Annotated in this window: 17 protein-coding genes; 6 read left to right on the forward strand and 11 right to left on the reverse strand. The window is 38.9% G+C overall.

Annotated elements, in window-relative coordinates:
- Nucleotides 1–10: 10 nt before the first annotated feature.
- The 4 genes from PL9214_RS24795 (at nucleotide 11) to PL9214_RS30835 (ending at nucleotide 1,362) form a co-directional block, all read left to right on the forward strand.
- Complete coding sequence (locus PL9214_RS24795) at nucleotides 11–190, forward strand: hypothetical protein (protein WP_072721863.1); 180 nt, start codon at nucleotides 11–13, stop codon at nucleotides 188–190.
- Between the two features lie 67 nt (nucleotides 191–257).
- Complete coding sequence (locus PL9214_RS24800) at nucleotides 258–524, forward strand: hypothetical protein (protein WP_072721865.1); 267 nt, start codon at nucleotides 258–260, stop codon at nucleotides 522–524.
- A 68-nt stretch (nucleotides 525–592) separates the two neighbouring features.
- Nucleotides 593–802 (forward strand): hypothetical protein, encoded by a 210-nt coding sequence (locus tag PL9214_RS24805; protein ID WP_072721867.1) that lies wholly within the window; start codon nucleotides 593–595, stop codon nucleotides 800–802.
- 92 nt (nucleotides 803–894) lie between these two features.
- The gene (locus tag PL9214_RS30835) at nucleotides 895–1,362 is read left to right on the forward strand and encodes an SPOR domain-containing protein (RefSeq protein ID WP_139295151.1); all 468 of its coding nucleotides are present in this window, start codon (nucleotides 895–897) and stop codon (nucleotides 1,360–1,362) included.
- Nucleotides 1,363–1,616: 254 nt separating this feature from the next.
- Here the strand turns inward: PL9214_RS30835 and PL9214_RS24815 are convergent, their stop codons facing one another.
- The 8 genes from PL9214_RS24815 to PL9214_RS24850 all read right to left on the reverse strand — a co-directional run bounded on the left by PL9214_RS24815 (nucleotide 1,617) and on the right by PL9214_RS24850 (nucleotide 9,940).
- Entirely contained in the window at nucleotides 1,617–3,173 is a 1,557-nt protein-coding gene (locus tag PL9214_RS24815) for a DHA2 family efflux MFS transporter permease subunit (RefSeq protein WP_072721870.1), read from the reverse strand.
- 226 nt (nucleotides 3,174–3,399) lie between these two features.
- On the reverse strand, nucleotides 3,400–5,028 hold the full coding sequence (locus PL9214_RS24820; protein ID WP_072721872.1) for an HlyD family secretion protein: 1,629 nt from the start codon (nucleotides 5,026–5,028) through the stop codon (nucleotides 3,400–3,402).
- Nucleotides 5,006–5,665 carry a TetR/AcrR family transcriptional regulator gene (locus PL9214_RS24825; protein WP_072721874.1) on the reverse strand — a complete coding sequence of 220 codons (660 nt, stop codon included), beginning with the start codon at nucleotides 5,663–5,665 and terminating at the stop codon, nucleotides 5,006–5,008. The genes PL9214_RS24820 and PL9214_RS24825 overlap by 23 nt, the downstream gene beginning before the upstream one ends.
- Before the next feature lie 150 nt (nucleotides 5,666–5,815).
- Nucleotides 5,816–6,631, reverse strand: coding sequence for a dienelactone hydrolase family protein (locus tag PL9214_RS24830; RefSeq protein WP_072721876.1), 816 nt, complete (start codon nucleotides 6,629–6,631; stop codon nucleotides 5,816–5,818).
- Nucleotides 6,632–6,688: 57 nt separating this feature from the next.
- Nucleotides 6,689–7,603 (reverse strand): 16S rRNA (cytosine(1402)-N(4))-methyltransferase RsmH, encoded by a 915-nt coding sequence (gene rsmH, locus PL9214_RS24835; protein WP_245824362.1) that lies wholly within the window; start codon nucleotides 7,601–7,603, stop codon nucleotides 6,689–6,691.
- Between the two features lie 32 nt (nucleotides 7,604–7,635).
- Nucleotides 7,636–8,055, reverse strand: a complete 420-nt coding sequence (locus tag PL9214_RS24840) for a hypothetical protein (RefSeq protein ID WP_083580175.1) — start codon at nucleotides 8,053–8,055, stop codon at nucleotides 7,636–7,638.
- Nucleotides 8,056–8,096: 41 nt separating this feature from the next.
- Nucleotides 8,097–8,336, reverse strand: coding sequence for a hypothetical protein (locus PL9214_RS24845; protein ID WP_072721882.1), 240 nt, complete (start codon nucleotides 8,334–8,336; stop codon nucleotides 8,097–8,099).
- 179 nt (nucleotides 8,337–8,515) lie between these two features.
- Nucleotides 8,516–9,940, reverse strand: a complete 1,425-nt coding sequence (locus PL9214_RS24850; RefSeq protein WP_072721884.1) for a hypothetical protein — start codon at nucleotides 9,938–9,940, stop codon at nucleotides 8,516–8,518.
- 428 nt (nucleotides 9,941–10,368) lie between these two features.
- On the opposite strand from PL9214_RS24850, the gene PL9214_RS24855 reads away from it, so the two are divergent.
- Together PL9214_RS24855 and PL9214_RS24860 are read left to right on the forward strand one after the other, a co-directional pair.
- The gene (locus PL9214_RS24855) at nucleotides 10,369–10,581 is read left to right on the forward strand and encodes a hypothetical protein (RefSeq protein ID WP_072721886.1); all 213 of its coding nucleotides are present in this window, start codon (nucleotides 10,369–10,371) and stop codon (nucleotides 10,579–10,581) included.
- Nucleotides 10,582–10,731: 150 nt separating this feature from the next.
- Complete coding sequence (locus tag PL9214_RS24860; RefSeq protein WP_139295152.1) at nucleotides 10,732–11,265, forward strand: photosystem I reaction center subunit XI; 534 nt, start codon at nucleotides 10,732–10,734, stop codon at nucleotides 11,263–11,265.
- Nucleotides 11,266–11,435: 170 nt separating this feature from the next.
- Here PL9214_RS24860 and PL9214_RS32010 read toward each other — a convergent pair whose 3' ends face one another.
- From PL9214_RS32010 to PL9214_RS24875, 3 genes are all read right to left on the reverse strand, one after another.
- On the reverse strand, nucleotides 11,436–11,567 hold the full coding sequence (locus PL9214_RS32010) for a dihydrofolate reductase family protein (protein WP_245824363.1): 132 nt from the start codon (nucleotides 11,565–11,567) through the stop codon (nucleotides 11,436–11,438).
- 787 nt (nucleotides 11,568–12,354) lie between these two features.
- Nucleotides 12,355–12,831: a hypothetical protein gene (locus PL9214_RS24870; protein ID WP_072721887.1), complete on the reverse strand. Its 477-nt coding sequence runs from the start codon at nucleotides 12,829–12,831 to the stop codon at nucleotides 12,355–12,357.
- Nucleotides 12,832–12,957: 126 nt separating this feature from the next.
- Nucleotides 12,958–15,102 carry a peptidase domain-containing ABC transporter gene (locus tag PL9214_RS24875; protein WP_072721889.1) on the reverse strand — a complete coding sequence of 715 codons (2,145 nt, stop codon included), beginning with the start codon at nucleotides 15,100–15,102 and terminating at the stop codon, nucleotides 12,958–12,960.
- Between the last annotated feature and the right edge of the window lie 263 nt (nucleotides 15,103–15,365).

The following is a 15,365-nucleotide window of genomic DNA, read 5'->3' on the forward strand; positions in this document are numbered from 1 at the left end:
AAGTAAAACTATGGAACCTATGGATGATAAAAGTAAGAGTGAAAGTAAATTAGATAGAATAAACGCTGTTGTTCGCCTTTTTAGTTCGGAAATAAGTAACTTAGAGTATGCCAGCTATCCTGATGAGGTAAAAAATATATATAGAGAAATTTTAATTACGAAAATGAGAGTAGAATTAGAGGAGTTATAGTTGTAATTTTTCAGGATATCTTTGTCAATTCAGATTGCTTATTTTTTAAATTCTTGGAGGTAAAATCATGGAATATTGGGATGAGAAAATTAATAGTGAAATATTCAGAATTGAAAGAGAACTTAACATTGAAATCTTAAAAATTAACGAGGAAATTAATAATGAAATATTCAGAATTAAAACTCAAGGTGAAGTAGATAGAATGAGCTATGTTTTTCGTATTTTTAGTTCGGAAATAAGTAACTTAGAGTATGCCAGCTATCCTGATGAGGTAAAAAATAGATATAAAGAAATTTTAATTACGAAAATGAGAGTAGAATTAGAAAAGTCATAGTTGTAATTTTTCAGGATATCTTTGTCAATTCAGATTGCTTATTTTTTTAAATGCTTGGAGGTAAAATCATGGAACCTAGAGATTATGAAAATTCATTGGCTAGAAGCGATAATAGCTCAATTCAAAAGTATAATAAAAACCCTATTACATCAGCAATTGGCAGTGTGGTTAAGCTAGAAGAATCTGTTAAAACTTATCTGGATGCTGAAAGTAGTAAAAGCCTTATTATTAATGCTGAACATGAAGCTTGGTCTGAATATGAACGTTTAAATGGTTAAACTGTTGTGACTTAGCAAATATATTCATGCTTAATAATTTTAAGCAATTTTTTAGTAAAGTATGCAAATTAATTTTGACATACTTTATATTTATGCAATTAAAAAAAGTAAATAAAAAGCATAATTCTTTATCAGAGTTGGGTTTATCATACCCTGATTTTTTAAAATTAATGATAGGAGTTACAATATTCTGCCTAACGTATTTAATGATCTATTCATTATCACGGCAATCAAATACAACAAACATAAACCATCAGAATTTATTAAAATTCCCACTGAATTATTGTGGTGATCAAACGTCTGGGGGAACTAATATGTGGTATCCAGTGTATGTTGATTATAGTGACAAAAATCTAAAAACAATAAAAGAATCATTTTGTTGTGATAGTTATTTAGATGAATCTGATAATTTAATCCAAGTAGCATCTTTTTATAACCCTAAAAACGCTAATAATTTAGTTAAAGTTTTAAAATCAAATGGTATTACAAGTGCAAGAGTTGGAACAGGAGAACAAAAGACTACCTCACGTTCTCCTATTCGCAAACCGGGTTGTAATTAGCGATCGCCATCTTTCAAAAACAGCGATCACTAATTTATAGCGAGTCTAAATCCGTTATAAAAATGTATTAAAAGCCAATTCATTGTAGGGTCGATGTATGCCTTATTTGCGTCAATTTTAGCTTTAAGCCTTGAAATCAATTTCAGGCTAAAAGCTAAAACCCGTTAAAACGGGTTAATGCAATAGTTGACTTTTGAGTTATCTTTAGATAACTTTAGCTTTTAGCCCGAAATTTATTTCTGGGCGAGGGAAACTTAATGGGCTGCGGGAGCTTTTGCACCTTTACCTCCCTTACCTAAAAACATTAATAATGGTAACGAACATAAAAACGCAACCCCTACCACCCTAAAAACATCAGCAAAAGAGAGAACAGCCGCTTGAGTATCTACTATTTGACTTAAGGACGCTAAGGCTTGTTGCTGGGCTGTAACGACATCCATTCCTTTACTTTGAAATGTTGCGGTTAGGGTTTGTAACCGTTCATTGGTGGCGAAATCATAGGGTGTTAGATGAGTTAAAAGTACCGCCCGATGGAAGGCTTCTCGCTGACTTAACAAACTGGTGAGGGCTGCAATTCCCACACTCCCCCCTAATTGTCGGGTTAAGTTATAAAACCCCGACCCGGCCGATACCGCTTGTTTGGGTAATGCTCCCAAGGTGGCTAAACTCAAAGGCAAAAACATCAACACCGTCACCCCACCCCGCATTACTAACGGCCAAAATAGTTGATCTGTACCCGTTTGGGGGCTAATATTAGACAGGTCAAACATGACTAATGCTGAACCAATAGCCCCGATCGCAATTAAGATTCGAGCATCAACTTTCGTTGAAATTTTTCCTAATAAAATCATCACCACCGCCGAAGATAACGCCCCTGGTGCTAATAAAAATCCCGTTTGGGTTGCGGAAAAATCAAGAATACTTTGGGCAAAAATCGGGACGACAAATAACGTCCCATAGAGTCCCATTCCTAATATTCCTGAGTAAATACTACCCGCACTTAAAGACCGATATCGCAAAACCCGCAGGTCAACGGCTGGAGTTCGGGTTGTGAGTTCCCGCCAAATAAATAACGCCATTCCCACCGTTGCTGCAATGGCTAAAGTCCGAATAAAATTGGATGAAAACCAATCTTCCTGTTCTCCTTCTTCTAATAACGCTTGTAAACTGCCAACGGCGACGGTTAAGAGAATAATCCCCCACCAGTCCACTTTGGTGTTATTGGATTTGTTCTCATCCTTGGGTAAAAATAGCCAAGCCATTAAGGTTGCTAGAATACCAAAGGGCAGATTAATAAAGAAAATCCACCGCCACCCCAAGGTATCTGTTAAGTATCCTCCTAAAGTAGGGCCAATGGCGGGGCCTGCAATGACTCCAACGCCGAACACCGCTTGGGCAACGCCTTGTTCATGGGGGGGAAAGGTTTGGAATAAAATGGCTTGACCTTTCGCGAGTAACCCCCCGCCACACAACCCTTGTAGAATCCGAGAAATAACTAACATCGGTAAGTTAACAGATAAACCGCAGAGAATAGATGCCAGGGTAAAACCAACTAAGGAGAAAATAAAGTAAGCTTTTCGACCGAAAAAATCTCCGAGCCAAGCGGTTAAGGGGATTAAAATCACGTTAGCGATCGCATAACCCGTTACCACCCAAGCAATTTCTGTCACCGTTGCCCCTAAACTGGCTTGCATATGAGTAAGGGCAACGTTAACAATACTGGTATCAATAACTTCTAAAATAGCTCCTAAAGCCGCAGTTAATGCGATCGCCCACTTCAAATAACCCGTAATATACTGGGGTTGATTCATATATTAATTACCAACAAAAACAACAACAATTTAATGATTTATCCATTGATATAGTTAAAAGATACCGATAGCGAGCGAGGACGCTCGCACTAAAAGATCTTGGGTGCTAAAAGTTGGCTATTGACTGTTAGCAAGGGAGGGTAGCTGTAGCATTATTCTTCCTCTGCTCCCCCTGCCTCCCCTGCCTCCCCTGCTTCCCCTGCCTCCCCTGCTCCCCCTGCTCCTCTTACCTCCCGCCTGCGGTTTCCACACTCACCGTCACGCTCAAACCCGCCCTAAGTTTGTGTTCCGGGTCAGCATTGGGAACAAAAGCTAACCGCACGGGAACCCATTGCACAACTTTGTTAAAATTGCCTGTGGCATTATCGGGAGGTAACAAAGCAAACTGAGCCCCCGTTGCGGGACTAATTCCTGTCACCGTTGCCCTAAACACTTCCCCAGGATAGGCATCCACTCGCACATCCGCAGGTTCACCGACTCGTAAATCCTTTAACTCCGTTTCCTTAAAATTCGCTTCAATATAAATGTCATCGGTCTTCAGGGGAACCAGAGCTAACAACGGTTGTCCGGGTTGAATTTTTTTGCCAACTTCGGCGGTGAGTTGACCGACATAGCCACTGACTGGGGCGGTAATGGTGGTATAGGTCAGTTGTTGACGAGCTAAGGCGAGGGAGGCTTCCGCCTGTTTCATTTGGGCTAACGCCAGTTGGGTTTGATCCTGCTGTACCACCACTTCCTGACCGGAGGCTTGGGTTTCTGCAACTTGAGCTTGAGACGCATTGGCTTGAGCTAAGGATTTTTCCACCTGAGCTTGGGCTTGACTGACTTGAGCATTCGCTTGTTGGAGTCGCGCTTGGGCGGTTTTAACGGCTGCTTGGGCTTGAGCCAGTTGAGCTTGACTATTAGCCACTTGAGCTTGAGCTTGTTGCAGTTTGGACTGGGCATTATTCACCGTTGCTTGAGCTTGTCCAACGCCTTGTTGAGCTACGGTTAAACTCGCTTCAGCTTCTGTAAACGCAGCTTGGGCTGTCTCCAGTCGTTGAGCCGGAATTACATTTTGGCTGTATAGGGTTTGATACCGTTGAACGTCTTGTTGAGTTCGGGTAACTTCAGCTTCGGCTTGGGTAACTTTCGCACGAGCAGCATTCACCCCTAATTCGGCTTCCTGAATTTGAGATCGTTGGGTGGCAATATTAGCTTGGTCTTGTTGCAATTGAGCTTGGGCGGCGTTAACACCGAGTTGAGCTTGTTGGACTAAAGCTTGGGCTGCCACTGCTTCCGATTGAGCTTGCTGAACGTTAGTTTGTTGGGCGGCAACATCGGCTTGTTGAGCTTTGAAATTGGATTGCGCTTGTTCAACTTGACTAATATTGGTATTCGCCGTTAAAGAAACTTGATCTTTAGCACTTTGTAATTTAGCTTGAGCCGCGTTTAGGTTGGCTTGTTCCTGTTGAATTTTTAATAATAAATCTTGATCTTCTAAAATCACTAACGGTTGACCCGCTTTTACATAATCGCCATCTTTAACCAATACTTGCTGAACAGTCGCTGCAATTTTGGGGGCGAGGGGAGAAATATGCCCTTCAATTTGGGCGTTATCCGTTGTGGCGTGGGTGCTTTGATATTGCCACCAACGACTCCCGAAAACGCCTCCTGTGATTAAGGCGATCGCACCGACTAACAAAAAAGCCCAGCGACGATTGTTTTTCTTCGGAGGTTGGGTTTCCTCAATAACAGGAAAGTTTTCAACCAGGGGTTGATGTCCATTGCTTTGAATCTGTTCCGGCGATAAAGGCTTCTGATGTTCAACGGGTTCTGCTTTTAAGTGAGAATCAATAACAGTGTTGGATTTCATCTTGCTGTTCTCTACTAATCAAGGTGTTGTCGGTTGGTAAGAAACTGATACCCCGCACGAAGAGATCGACACAGGTTTCAATATATTCTTCGCGGCTGTAATGGATGAAATGAGGGATCGCATTGCGTCGCAGCATTCCCGCCAGTAACATTCCGGTAAATAAATCAACGGAGGGTTCTAAGGGTAAATCTGAGCGCACTGTACCCCGGTTTTGGGCATTGTTGAGGTAAGTTAGTAGCTTTTCTCTCAAGGGTTGGGTGGCTTCGGCAATAATCCGAGATGCCACTTGGGGATGGCGTTTAGCTTCTCCGATAAAGGTGCGAATCAAAGCTTCATGGTCTTCGAGCATTTTGTTATAAAGCAACCCATAATGCGTTAAATCCTCTTTTAAATCCTGTGTCCACTCCTCTTGATGGGTTAACGCTTCCATTTGCAAGGCGATTGTGTGTTGGACAACGGAGGCGAGTAACTGTTCTTTGCTATGGAAATGACGAAATAAGGTTACTTCATTGACTCCCGCCACACGCGCAATTTCTTTGGTGGTGGCTCCCGCAATTCCAGCTTCAGCAAATACTTCTAAAGCCGCTTTCAATAAGCGAGTTCGAGTAGCTGCGGTTTTCTGCTCCTGAGAATTCATAGACTATCATGTAAGTGCTTACTTGCATTATAACGAATTTTAAACTATATTGTTCTTTCTGAAGATATAAAATAACTGTTTCTATGTGATGAGAAACCGGGTTTCTGACGAGATCGGTTTTAATCTTTTAAATTCAGAAACCCGGTTGATCTAAAAGATTTCGTTAAAAAATAGTTTCATGGCTTCAAAAGAACGTCGATCAGAATCGGGATTATAAGCTATTCCTTTAGAGGGATCATTTCCTGATTTAGGATTGGTGAAACTATGGACTGTTCTACCATAACTGATCATTTGCCAATCCACATTTCCGTCTCTCATTTCCTTCTCAAATGCCATAATATCTTCTGGGGAAACTAATGGATCATCTGCACCGTGTAACACTAAAACTTTGCTTTTAATTTGTTTTCCATCCTGGGGATTTGGACTATCTAAACCGCCATGAAAACTCACAACCCCATCAATATCTGCGCCACTTCTTGCTAATTCTAAAACCGTTGTTCCTCCAAAACAATAGCCAATAGCAGCTAAATTTTGAGGATCAGTTTGAGGTTGTTTTTGGAGTTCTGTTAAAGCAGCATTCACTCGTTCCCTTAATAACGCCCGGTTACTGCGGTAAAGGGTGGCTTGAGTTCGGGCTTCCTCTGCGGTTTGGGGTCGTATTCCTTTACCATAAATATCCGCAGCAAAGGCGACGTAACCGAGGCGTGCGAGTTGTTCCGTGCGACTTTTAGCATACTCATCTAACCCTTTCCATTCATGAACAACTAACACTCCTGGACGTTTCCCAGTTTGTGAAGAATTGTATGCTAAATATCCTTCTAAAACGGTATCGCCTTGTCGATATTCGATGAGTTGGGTTTGTAACGTGTTGGGGGTTTGGGCGGATGTTAGGATTGTCCAAACGGGAGTGATCAAAATCCCAATGACGAGAAGAATGAATAAAGAATATTTTTTGAGAATGTTCATAAGCCAGTAGAGGAGAAATGTCAGAATAATTCAGAATAGAAAGGGTTAGATAAGTTTCTAAAATTCGATCAGCTTTCGTTCTGCTACTCTTAATTTTGCGGAACGAGAACGGGGATTATTGTTTAGTTCATCGGGTTGGGGTTGAATCGGTTTTTTCGTTAATACCTGTAAAATCGGAGAATCTTTTAATCGATGTTTAACGATTCTATCTTCTAAACTATGAAAACTAATAATCCCAATTCTGCCTCCAGGTTTTAACCAATATTGGGCTTGATCTAAGAATTTTTCTAAACATGTTAACTCTTGATTCACCGCAATTCTTAGAGCTTGAAACACACGGGTTGCAGGATGAATCCGTCCGTGACGATAACTCCCCGGAACACAATTGGTGATCGCATTTGCTAAATCTGTTGTGGTTTGAAACGGCCGTTTTTCTACAATTCGTTTAGCAATGCGTCTCGATAACCGTTCTTCCCCGTAATGATAAAAAATATCCGCTAATTCCTTCTCATCCCAATGGTTAATAATCTCCGCCGCGGTTAAGGATTGTTGTTGATTCATCCGCATATCTAAAGGGGCAGTATAACGAAAACTAAACCCCCGTTCTGGCTGATCAAACTGATAGGAACTTACCCCTAAATCGGCAATAATTCCATCAAATTGTTTTCCTTTGGGGTTATATTGAGCAAAATTCCCTTGCCAAAACTTTACTCTTTCTAGTATAGAGGGTTCCGTTTGTTCAAATTTAACACGGGCAGCCGCGATCGCATCTTGATCTTGATCAATGGCTGTCAATCTAACATTCTCTGCTGCTTGCAACAATAACAAACTATGTCCGCCACCGCCTACGGTCGCATCCAGATATTCTCCCCCCGCCCGAATTTCTAACCCAGCAATTAATTCCCGACTCAGTACCGGAATATGGACAAAGGGGGTTTGAGTGTTTTCTGTTAATGCTTCAATTTCAGACAATTTCAGTATTCCTAATTTTAACTATAATAATATTAGCTTAAAAAATAAGTATAATTTATATTCTTGACTTCTAATTTAGCATTATATTTCTTTTTGAAATCCCGCTTAAAATTTTGAATTTCAGTTGTGGCTAGAGGACATTGGGTTGATATAATAATACAAACCTTTTCTTGTTTGGCTGGATCATCAGAGAGTTGTTTAATCGTTGCTTCTAGTTGTTCAATGGCGTGCAAAATTTTAGACCCTTTAAGCTCAATATAGATTTCTAATCTCTTTTTGATATCTAGTTCATCAGGAATAACCAGATAATCACAACACCGACCTTCTTTTATTGCACATCCATCGACCTGAACTACACAAACTTTAAATTGATTCGGATTTTCTATAACAAATTTACTCTTATTTTCTTGAAATAGAAAACCCACCGCAACATAGGCAGAGGGCTTCACCACGAAAGTAATTTAATCATACAGAGGGGGGCTTTTTGTAGCCCTTAATCTTCATCCCAATAAGTTTGGTTATAACCAAGTTTTGTTGCTGCATCACGTTCCGCTTGGGTTAATTCCTTCCAATATTTCTCATTAGAATTGGGAGCGTCAGAGTCTTCTTCCCAACTCGCTTCATTCCAACCTAAAGTGACCCACAACCCTTGCTCAACATCATTCATATCTGTCCAACTCAAGTCATCCCAAGTGTCACCTGGATTACCTTCAATGTTCCGAATCGTTGACATACATTACCTCACTAAGTTTTAAACACTTGCTGCCTACAGCTTGTCCTCAATTCTACAAGCACCTGACACAGAAATTTTGACTTTTTCCCTAAAGGAATTTTTCATCAATTGTGGCAACCATTCCCCGGCTTAACGGCGCTGTTCGCACAGTTGCGACTCAAACGCCATTAAGGATGGGATTAATTTAGATGACGATAGGCTTCAACCCAGGTCGTTTTGCTGGTCAATTTTCCGAATTTCTTAATATCATCATCGTTCATTTTTTCTCGAACAATTGATTTTAGTTGGTTAAGAGATAAATCATCCGGGTTGAGTGCTTCTAACCCAACTGATGACAACTCTTCAGTGTTTTGACTGTCCTCCTTCACCGTTGCTTGTTGACTGTCTGAGATGTCCTGACTGTCCTCCTTCACCGTTACGGGTTGACTGTCTGGGATGTCCTGACTGTCCTCCTTCACCGTTACGGGTTGACTGTCTGGGATGTCCTGACTGTCCGGTGCAGTTAAAGTTTCGGTAGTATCAGAAACTTCAACATTTGTGACAGTTTCAATCGGTTCAGTATCCGGTGCCTTTTCAATTTCCCGTCGTTTAGCTTCCACTTCCCTTAAAGCTTCTGCCTTCATTTTTTTAGAGGCTTTAAAAAAGTTAGGGCGTTCCTCTGTGGGTTCGCTTAACAATTCCACAAATCCAAATACATCTCTGTCGGGTAGAAAACGAGCTTTTAACTCTACAAAATAAGTTTTACCTTGTTGTTCTTTTTCGAGTTTAGGATTGAATCGAAAGGGTTTTACGGGTGAATCTCTCCACAAAAGTGGCGCATGGGTAGCCTTCATGAATTTAACCTTCCGAGAGGCTTCTGCTTCTTTAATCCACGCTAATCTATCTTTAGTAAAGTTTCTAAAGACTGAGATACAAGGTGTTCTGCAAACGGGTATAAATTGCCATAACCCGCACAATCTAAACTCAAAATCTTTTAATTCTGAATTGAAGGGATGTTCTTTTTTTGTGGGAAGAGAGGAGATAAACCCTGATAATTGGAAGGCGATAATATAAGGTTTATCCCGACCGGGAAAGTGTAAAATTTTAGGGTACACGATTAATCTTTGAGTCGTGTTTCCTGTGGCTTCAATTTCTTTTTTCAGGGCTTCGTAAGCAAATCGGCGTCTACCGGGAATATAAAATAACCGATATTCCTTATCTCCTATCTTAATCGTAGACACATCCCCTAAATTAACTTCACCTTTGATAATACCAATGGCTTGGAAGAGGGACTCATTTTTAGGTTTAGGTTCTTTGGGTTCCTGGGGAGTTTCAAGTTCAGTTGAGGGTTGGGGTTCAACTTTAACCTTGGGTGCAATTATTTTCTTGGGTTTAACAGGTTCTGATTCTACTTGGACTTCATCTATTTTCTTGGGTTTGACGGCTTCTAATTTTACTGGTTGTACTTCATCAGTTTTTGATTCAACTTCCGGCTCGGTTTCTATTTCAGTCTCCGATTTCAACTTAGCCAACAATTGCTTATACATTTGCTGATACATTGCCTTTTGCTTGGGGTTGGTAGCCGTGGCAATTAATTTTTTGATTTTTTCTATTTGTTCGGTCATTTGCTATGCTTTGATCAACTGGTAACATTTGTATTATCTCCCAATCTCTCGACAAAGGGGGATATTTTTTTGAAAATATTTCTAACAAGAACTGAGAACCCCAGAGACAGAAAGGTTAAAAAATGACATAAAACTTTACATTCCCCAGGAACCTTTAATCCCGAAAAACCCCTATCCCTAGCTCATAAGCTATCAGGTAGCCCACTAGCGATCATTTTTTCCGAATTGATTATCCTGTCCTATCTAATTTGAAAGAGGTTTTCATCCCCTAAAATTTAACTTTAGGTAGACTGAACTTAAATATTATTTTGCTAAAAAGGATTTATTGAAATTTCCTTGACCGTTGACTGAAGAATCAGTTTACAGATGTTGCGTGTCAATTTCAATTTTTTATCTTTTTACCCTTCTCTCCCCAATGAGGTAGTGCAATGAAAACTTCCTTTGATATTCCTAAATTTTGTAAAAATCAACAGGTTTTTTTTATTGGAGGTTCGGGAATTATTAAAAATTATTTTTTGAGTTCAGGACGATGGGTTTACCTTGTAGAAATGGAATTAGGCCCTGTACCGGATATGGGAAGAATTGGGTTTGAAACCACAATTTTGCTCTCCCAAACCGATCTCGAACCCGCGCTCGGTTAATCCTGTCAAAACCTCAGTATAATGCTTTTTTTTGGGGACAACCTATAACTCAAGAGAGATTATTTTATATAGCTTCTGGAAGATGAATTAAGGGCTAAATTCCTCTAAATTGGGTTTAGGTAATCCTATAAAATTACGGAATCAAAGATTATGGTTCAAATCGTAGAAAATATTCAACGTTCTAATGATCGCCCAGGTGATCCCCGCAACCGTGAAGTGGTTCATGCACCTTATGATGATCCGCAAATTGGTAATTTAGCAACCCCGATTAATTCTTCTGCCTTTACCAAAGCATTTATTAATAATTTACCCGCTTATCGTAAAGGTTTATCACCCCAACGTCGGGGGTTAGAAGTGGGTTTAGCTCATGGTTATTGGTTATTAGGCCCCTTTGTAACTTTTAATCCTTTACGAGATACAGCAGTAGGTTTAATGGCGGGATTATTTGCAACAATTAGTACCATTTTAATCTCCACTTTTGCGATTTCTTTATATGCAGCCAGTGATCCCCCGGAACCCCTAGCAACGGTTACTGCACCGAACCCTCCCGAAGCGTTAAAAACATCAGAAGGATGGCATGAATATGCAGGGGGATTTTTAGTTGGGGGTGTCGGTGGGGCGTTAGTTGCTTATGCAATTTTAGCAAATTTGGATGTGTTTAGAACCATTTTTAATATTTTATAAACCCGTAACGGGAGTAGAGCAAATATTGGAGTAAAATCAAATAGCGATCGCTCCCGATTTTTTTTACAGCATGGGTTAATTTGGAGTTGGTGCGTGCACTATGCTTACGCACCCTACATATAGGATACAAACTGATAGAACATCCAAAAGAATACAACAAAAAGTCATATTTAGCTATATTTTTGATCATAAAATTCCGTATAACCATAATCTGCATCGGTGAATAACCAATCGATTTCGCCTGATGTTCTCGCAATGTATCCATCTAAACTTGACGAGATAAACAACCGTATTTTTCTCATAATTTAGGAAACAGCAAACTGAGCATTTTGAGGTTTGATTCTATACTCTACAATAAAGGAAAACCTGACCTCGGCTCAGATTTTTATCATCCTTCTTAGGAAAGATTAAGGATTTTTCCCAGTTATTCCTATAGCCAGATGAAAATAAAGCTTATGTTCTGTCATCTTATATACAGATGACTATCGCTGACTCAAAGTCCCCTATCTTCGGATGGGGGATTTCAATTTTTATCTTTAATTTTACCTTGAATACCAGATTCTATCTTTGTGAGGATACTATTCTTTTTAAGCTAAATCTAAATGATGAGAACGACTTATTTCATAAGCTAGATGATCATACTGAGATTAAACGTTAAATTAAGAGTATAAGGTAAGTACCGGATGGAAGTTATGCCGCTGTGTTCCATTGTTGCAAACCCAAGGAGAGCGAACTGTCAGGGATGCGAACGGTACAATTATAGGTCAGCTTAAACGGTGTGGAGTTTTTATCGCTTCCTCCACTTTATTACGGTCAAGGGAAGGCTAAACCCTTCATCAGAGCGGTCTGAGAGCGTAAACGTTAGGTTGATTTTAAAACACAATTATACAGAAACAAAACCTGTCTGAGTTGATCACAACTTAGGCGGGTTTATGAGTATATAATAGACTAAAATTGTTGTGGCGGTAGAGTGAATTATGAAGCGGGATGAATAATATTATAAAAATAGGATCTAATTTTTTATTGATAGATAGGGAGGACACTTGCACGACTTCACAATCATAGGTCAGTTTGAACGGCGTGAAGTTTTTATCGCTTACCATTAGCTGTTTTAGGAAGATTTGACCGCTCAAATTTAGATTGGAATGATTTAGACATTGACAAATATTTTTGATATCCAAATCTTAATCTATCTTCTATTTCATGAATTAGGTTAGATTTATCCACTTTAACGAGGAAATATCTACTCAAGGCGAAATCTAAAGTAATCCATAGGGAATAAATTAACTCTAAGTTATCATCTTCTAACTCACCGAGGTAATTTTCTATTCTTGATGTTAGCTTCTCTAATGCCCTTTCAGCATGAAATTTAATGATTAATATTTTACTTTTTTCGGACTTTTTTAGGCGATAATATTGACGTTTGGCTTCGGCAAATATTGTATTAAATATTTCTTGATTGTCAGATTTAGCCAAATTTCCCGGATGATTGGCAATCTCATTAATCGAAAGTATCAAATTTTCAATTGCAAAATATAGAGTGTATATTTTTGCTCTATTGTTCATTGCTTTTGCTGATTAATTATTACCATTCCAATCTGAGCATAAACCATAACTTTCCAAGGGTAATCCCCATTACGATAGACTTTACTCTGTAATCTAGGATCATCCTCAATAAAGGATATCTGTCGATTAAGGAGTTAAAAATCCTAAATGTTCCCCAGATTTAGAGCGTAAATCCTTTAAGTACCCTTGCATTTTGAGTTTCCCATTTTCTATTAAAATAATCCAATCTGCACGCTCAATAATTCGAGGACGATGACTAATTATAATCGTTGTTTTCCCTTGTCGAACTGCTAACAGTTTATCTAAAATTTCAACTTCGCTTACGGGATCAAGGGAGCCAGTGGATTCGTCTAATATTAAGATGGGAGGATCATTAACAATGGCTCTAGCCAAGGCTAATCTCTGCCGTTGTCCCCCAGAAATATTTGCTCCAAATTCACCTAAAATTGTTTGATATTTATCAGGAATTTGGTTAATAAATTCTGAAGCTCCTGTAATTTGGCAAGCTCTAACAATCTGTTCAAAGGTTGCTTGAGGAGCCGCTAACCGGAAATTATCTAAAATTGAACGACTCCAAAAATGAGCTTCTTGGGGAACTAAAACAATTTGTTGTCTGAGACTGTCTAAGGATAAATCTTGCAGGTTATAAAAATCAATTTGGATATTACCTGATTGAGGTTGATATAACCCGGAAATTAGTTTAGCTAAGGTACTTTTACCACAGCCTGATTTACCAATTAAAGCAATAACTTGACCCCCTGGAATCTTAACAGAAAAGTTTTCTAATAAATTAATTCTACCGACATGATAAAAGTTTAGATCTCTACAGAGAATCTCAGCATCAGGGGGAATTTTAACAAATTGTTTTTTAAAATCTAAGAGGTTCTCTGGGGTACTATCAATGACTTCTGTTAACCGTTGGGTTGCCGTTTTTGCCCGATAAAACTCATCTACAAAACCAATTCCTGTAGCAATAAAGGTGAGAAAATTGCCATTCATACTATTAAAGGCTAATAATTGACCGATTGTTAATTCTTTACTGATGACTAAACGACTTCCTAACCAAAGCAAAATAACGCTCCCTAAACTTAAAATTAATCCTGAAAATGCAGTATTAATAATGCTAATTTGCATTAACCGAAACATTTGATGGGCTAACCGTCCAAAGCGGCTTTGAAATTCCTCCCAAAATTGCGGGGCTGCGGTTGTTGCTTTCAGGGTTAATGCGCCTTTAAAGGTTTCTACTAAAACTCCTTGATTTTCCGCTTCTAAAACTAAAACACTACGAGTTTTTTGCTGTAAATAAGGCAGAAAAACAAGAACAGATAAAGTCATAATTAAGGCGAATATTCCGGCACTTAATGTAAGTTTTGTGCTATAAAATAGCATAAACCCTAGGGAAACAGCCGCAATTACAAATTGACTGGGAAGATTAACAGCAATTTGAGATACTAACTGATTAATTTCTTGAATATCACGCAAACGGCTAATAACTTCACCGCTTCGATGGGATTCATAATAAGGTAAGGGTAAACGTAATATAACTCGGCAAAAATCTAAAACTAATCCTAATTGTAGTCGTTGAGCAAAATGAGCAATTAAATTAGATTGGATGAGTCGTAAAATACTACTAATTAGGTTCATGATTGCGATCGCAATCACTAAGGTATTTAATAACTGTAAATCTCCCCGAACTAAGACTTCATCAGTTAACAGTTGAATAAAAAAAGGATAAGCCAGAGAAAGCACACCTAAAACTAAATTAATTAGAAATGCTTCCCCTAGAATCGTTCGATAAGTCCAAACAGGTTTCAAAAAACGCCCAAAGTGATTAACCGTCTCATCCGGTTGGGCAAAAAATCGGGCAGAGTCCGGTTCTAATAATAGCATTAAGCCATTACCCCAACTCTCTAAAAGGTCTTGACGAGATAAATAACGAATACCTAAAGCAGGGTCAGCAAGAATATATTTTCCGCCTTTTTTACCATACAAAACTACCCAATGGGAACCTCGCCAGTGAATAATTGCAGGTAAAGGAATTTGATTCAGTTGTTCTAAAAGCTCCTCTGAAGCTCTACCTCCTCTTGCATTAAAACCCAAGGCTTCAGACCCCCGTTTAAGACCGAGTAATGTTGTTCCCAGTTGTCCCGTCCCCACGGCTTCTCGAATCCGATTTAGGGTCAAATTTCGCCCATAATATTTAGTAATTGAAGCGAGACAAGCAGCGCCACAATCTTCTTGACTATGTTGTAAAACACAAGTTGTCTTCATAAGAGATAAGTCAAAAGGAGTAATTTAAAATTACTAATTGAATTGTAAAAATTGTTGAATCTGTTTCAGATATTATCATAATTAAAAATTGGATTTATGCCTCTTTCTGGAGATTGATTTCTTGTGTTTGCGTGGTAGTTGAATGCAATATAATTTTATTTCATATATCATCTATAAAAGGTTTTATATTATTTATTTTTTTGAGTTCGTTAAGATGTTTTAGATGAGTTAATCTAGCTAAAGATATAAAATATGGATTGATT

Source organism: Planktothrix tepida PCC 9214 (assembly GCF_900009145.1).
Classification (GTDB): Bacteria; Cyanobacteriota; Cyanobacteriia; order Cyanobacteriales; family Microcoleaceae; genus Planktothrix; species Planktothrix tepida.

What these genes read in the sequence shown, in the direction of transcription:
- PL9214_RS24795 (WP_072721863.1), top strand. Translation starts at nt 11, where the DNA reads ATGGAACCTATGGATGATAAAAGTAAGAGTGAAAGTAAATTAGATAGA.
- PL9214_RS24800 (WP_072721865.1), top strand. Translation starts at nt 258, where the DNA reads ATGGAATATTGGGATGAGAAAATTAATAGTGAAATATTCAGAATTGAA.
- PL9214_RS24805 (WP_072721867.1), top strand. Translation starts at nt 593, where the DNA reads ATGGAACCTAGAGATTATGAAAATTCATTGGCTAGAAGCGATAATAGC.
- PL9214_RS30835 (WP_139295151.1), top strand. Translation starts at nt 895, where the DNA reads ATGCAATTAAAAAAAGTAAATAAAAAGCATAATTCTTTATCAGAGTTG.
- PL9214_RS24815 (WP_072721870.1), bottom strand. Translation starts at nt 3,173, where the DNA reads ATGAATCAACCCCAGTATATTACGGGTTATTTGAAGTGGGCGATCGCA.
- PL9214_RS24820 (WP_072721872.1), bottom strand. Translation starts at nt 5,028, where the DNA reads ATGAAATCCAACACTGTTATTGATTCTCACTTAAAAGCAGAACCCGTT.
- PL9214_RS24825 (WP_072721874.1), bottom strand. Translation starts at nt 5,665, where the DNA reads ATGAATTCTCAGGAGCAGAAAACCGCAGCTACTCGAACTCGCTTATTG.
- PL9214_RS24830 (WP_072721876.1), bottom strand. Translation starts at nt 6,631, where the DNA reads ATGAACATTCTCAAAAAATATTCTTTATTCATTCTTCTCGTCATTGGG.
- PL9214_RS24845 (WP_072721882.1), bottom strand. Translation starts at nt 8,336, where the DNA reads ATGTCAACGATTCGGAACATTGAAGGTAATCCAGGTGACACTTGGGAT.
- PL9214_RS24850 (WP_072721884.1), bottom strand. Translation starts at nt 9,940, where the DNA reads ATGACCGAACAAATAGAAAAAATCAAAAAATTAATTGCCACGGCTACC.
- PL9214_RS24855 (WP_072721886.1), top strand. Translation starts at nt 10,369, where the DNA reads ATGAAAACTTCCTTTGATATTCCTAAATTTTGTAAAAATCAACAGGTT.
- PL9214_RS24860 (WP_139295152.1), top strand. Translation starts at nt 10,732, where the DNA reads ATGGTTCAAATCGTAGAAAATATTCAACGTTCTAATGATCGCCCAGGT.
- PL9214_RS32010 (WP_245824363.1), bottom strand. Translation starts at nt 11,567, where the DNA reads ATGAGAAAAATACGGTTGTTTATCTCGTCAAGTTTAGATGGATACATT.
- PL9214_RS24870 (WP_072721887.1), bottom strand. Translation starts at nt 12,831, where the DNA reads ATGAACAATAGAGCAAAAATATACACTCTATATTTTGCAATTGAAAAT.
- PL9214_RS24875 (WP_072721889.1), bottom strand. Translation starts at nt 15,102, where the DNA reads ATGAAGACAACTTGTGTTTTACAACATAGTCAAGAAGATTGTGGCGCT.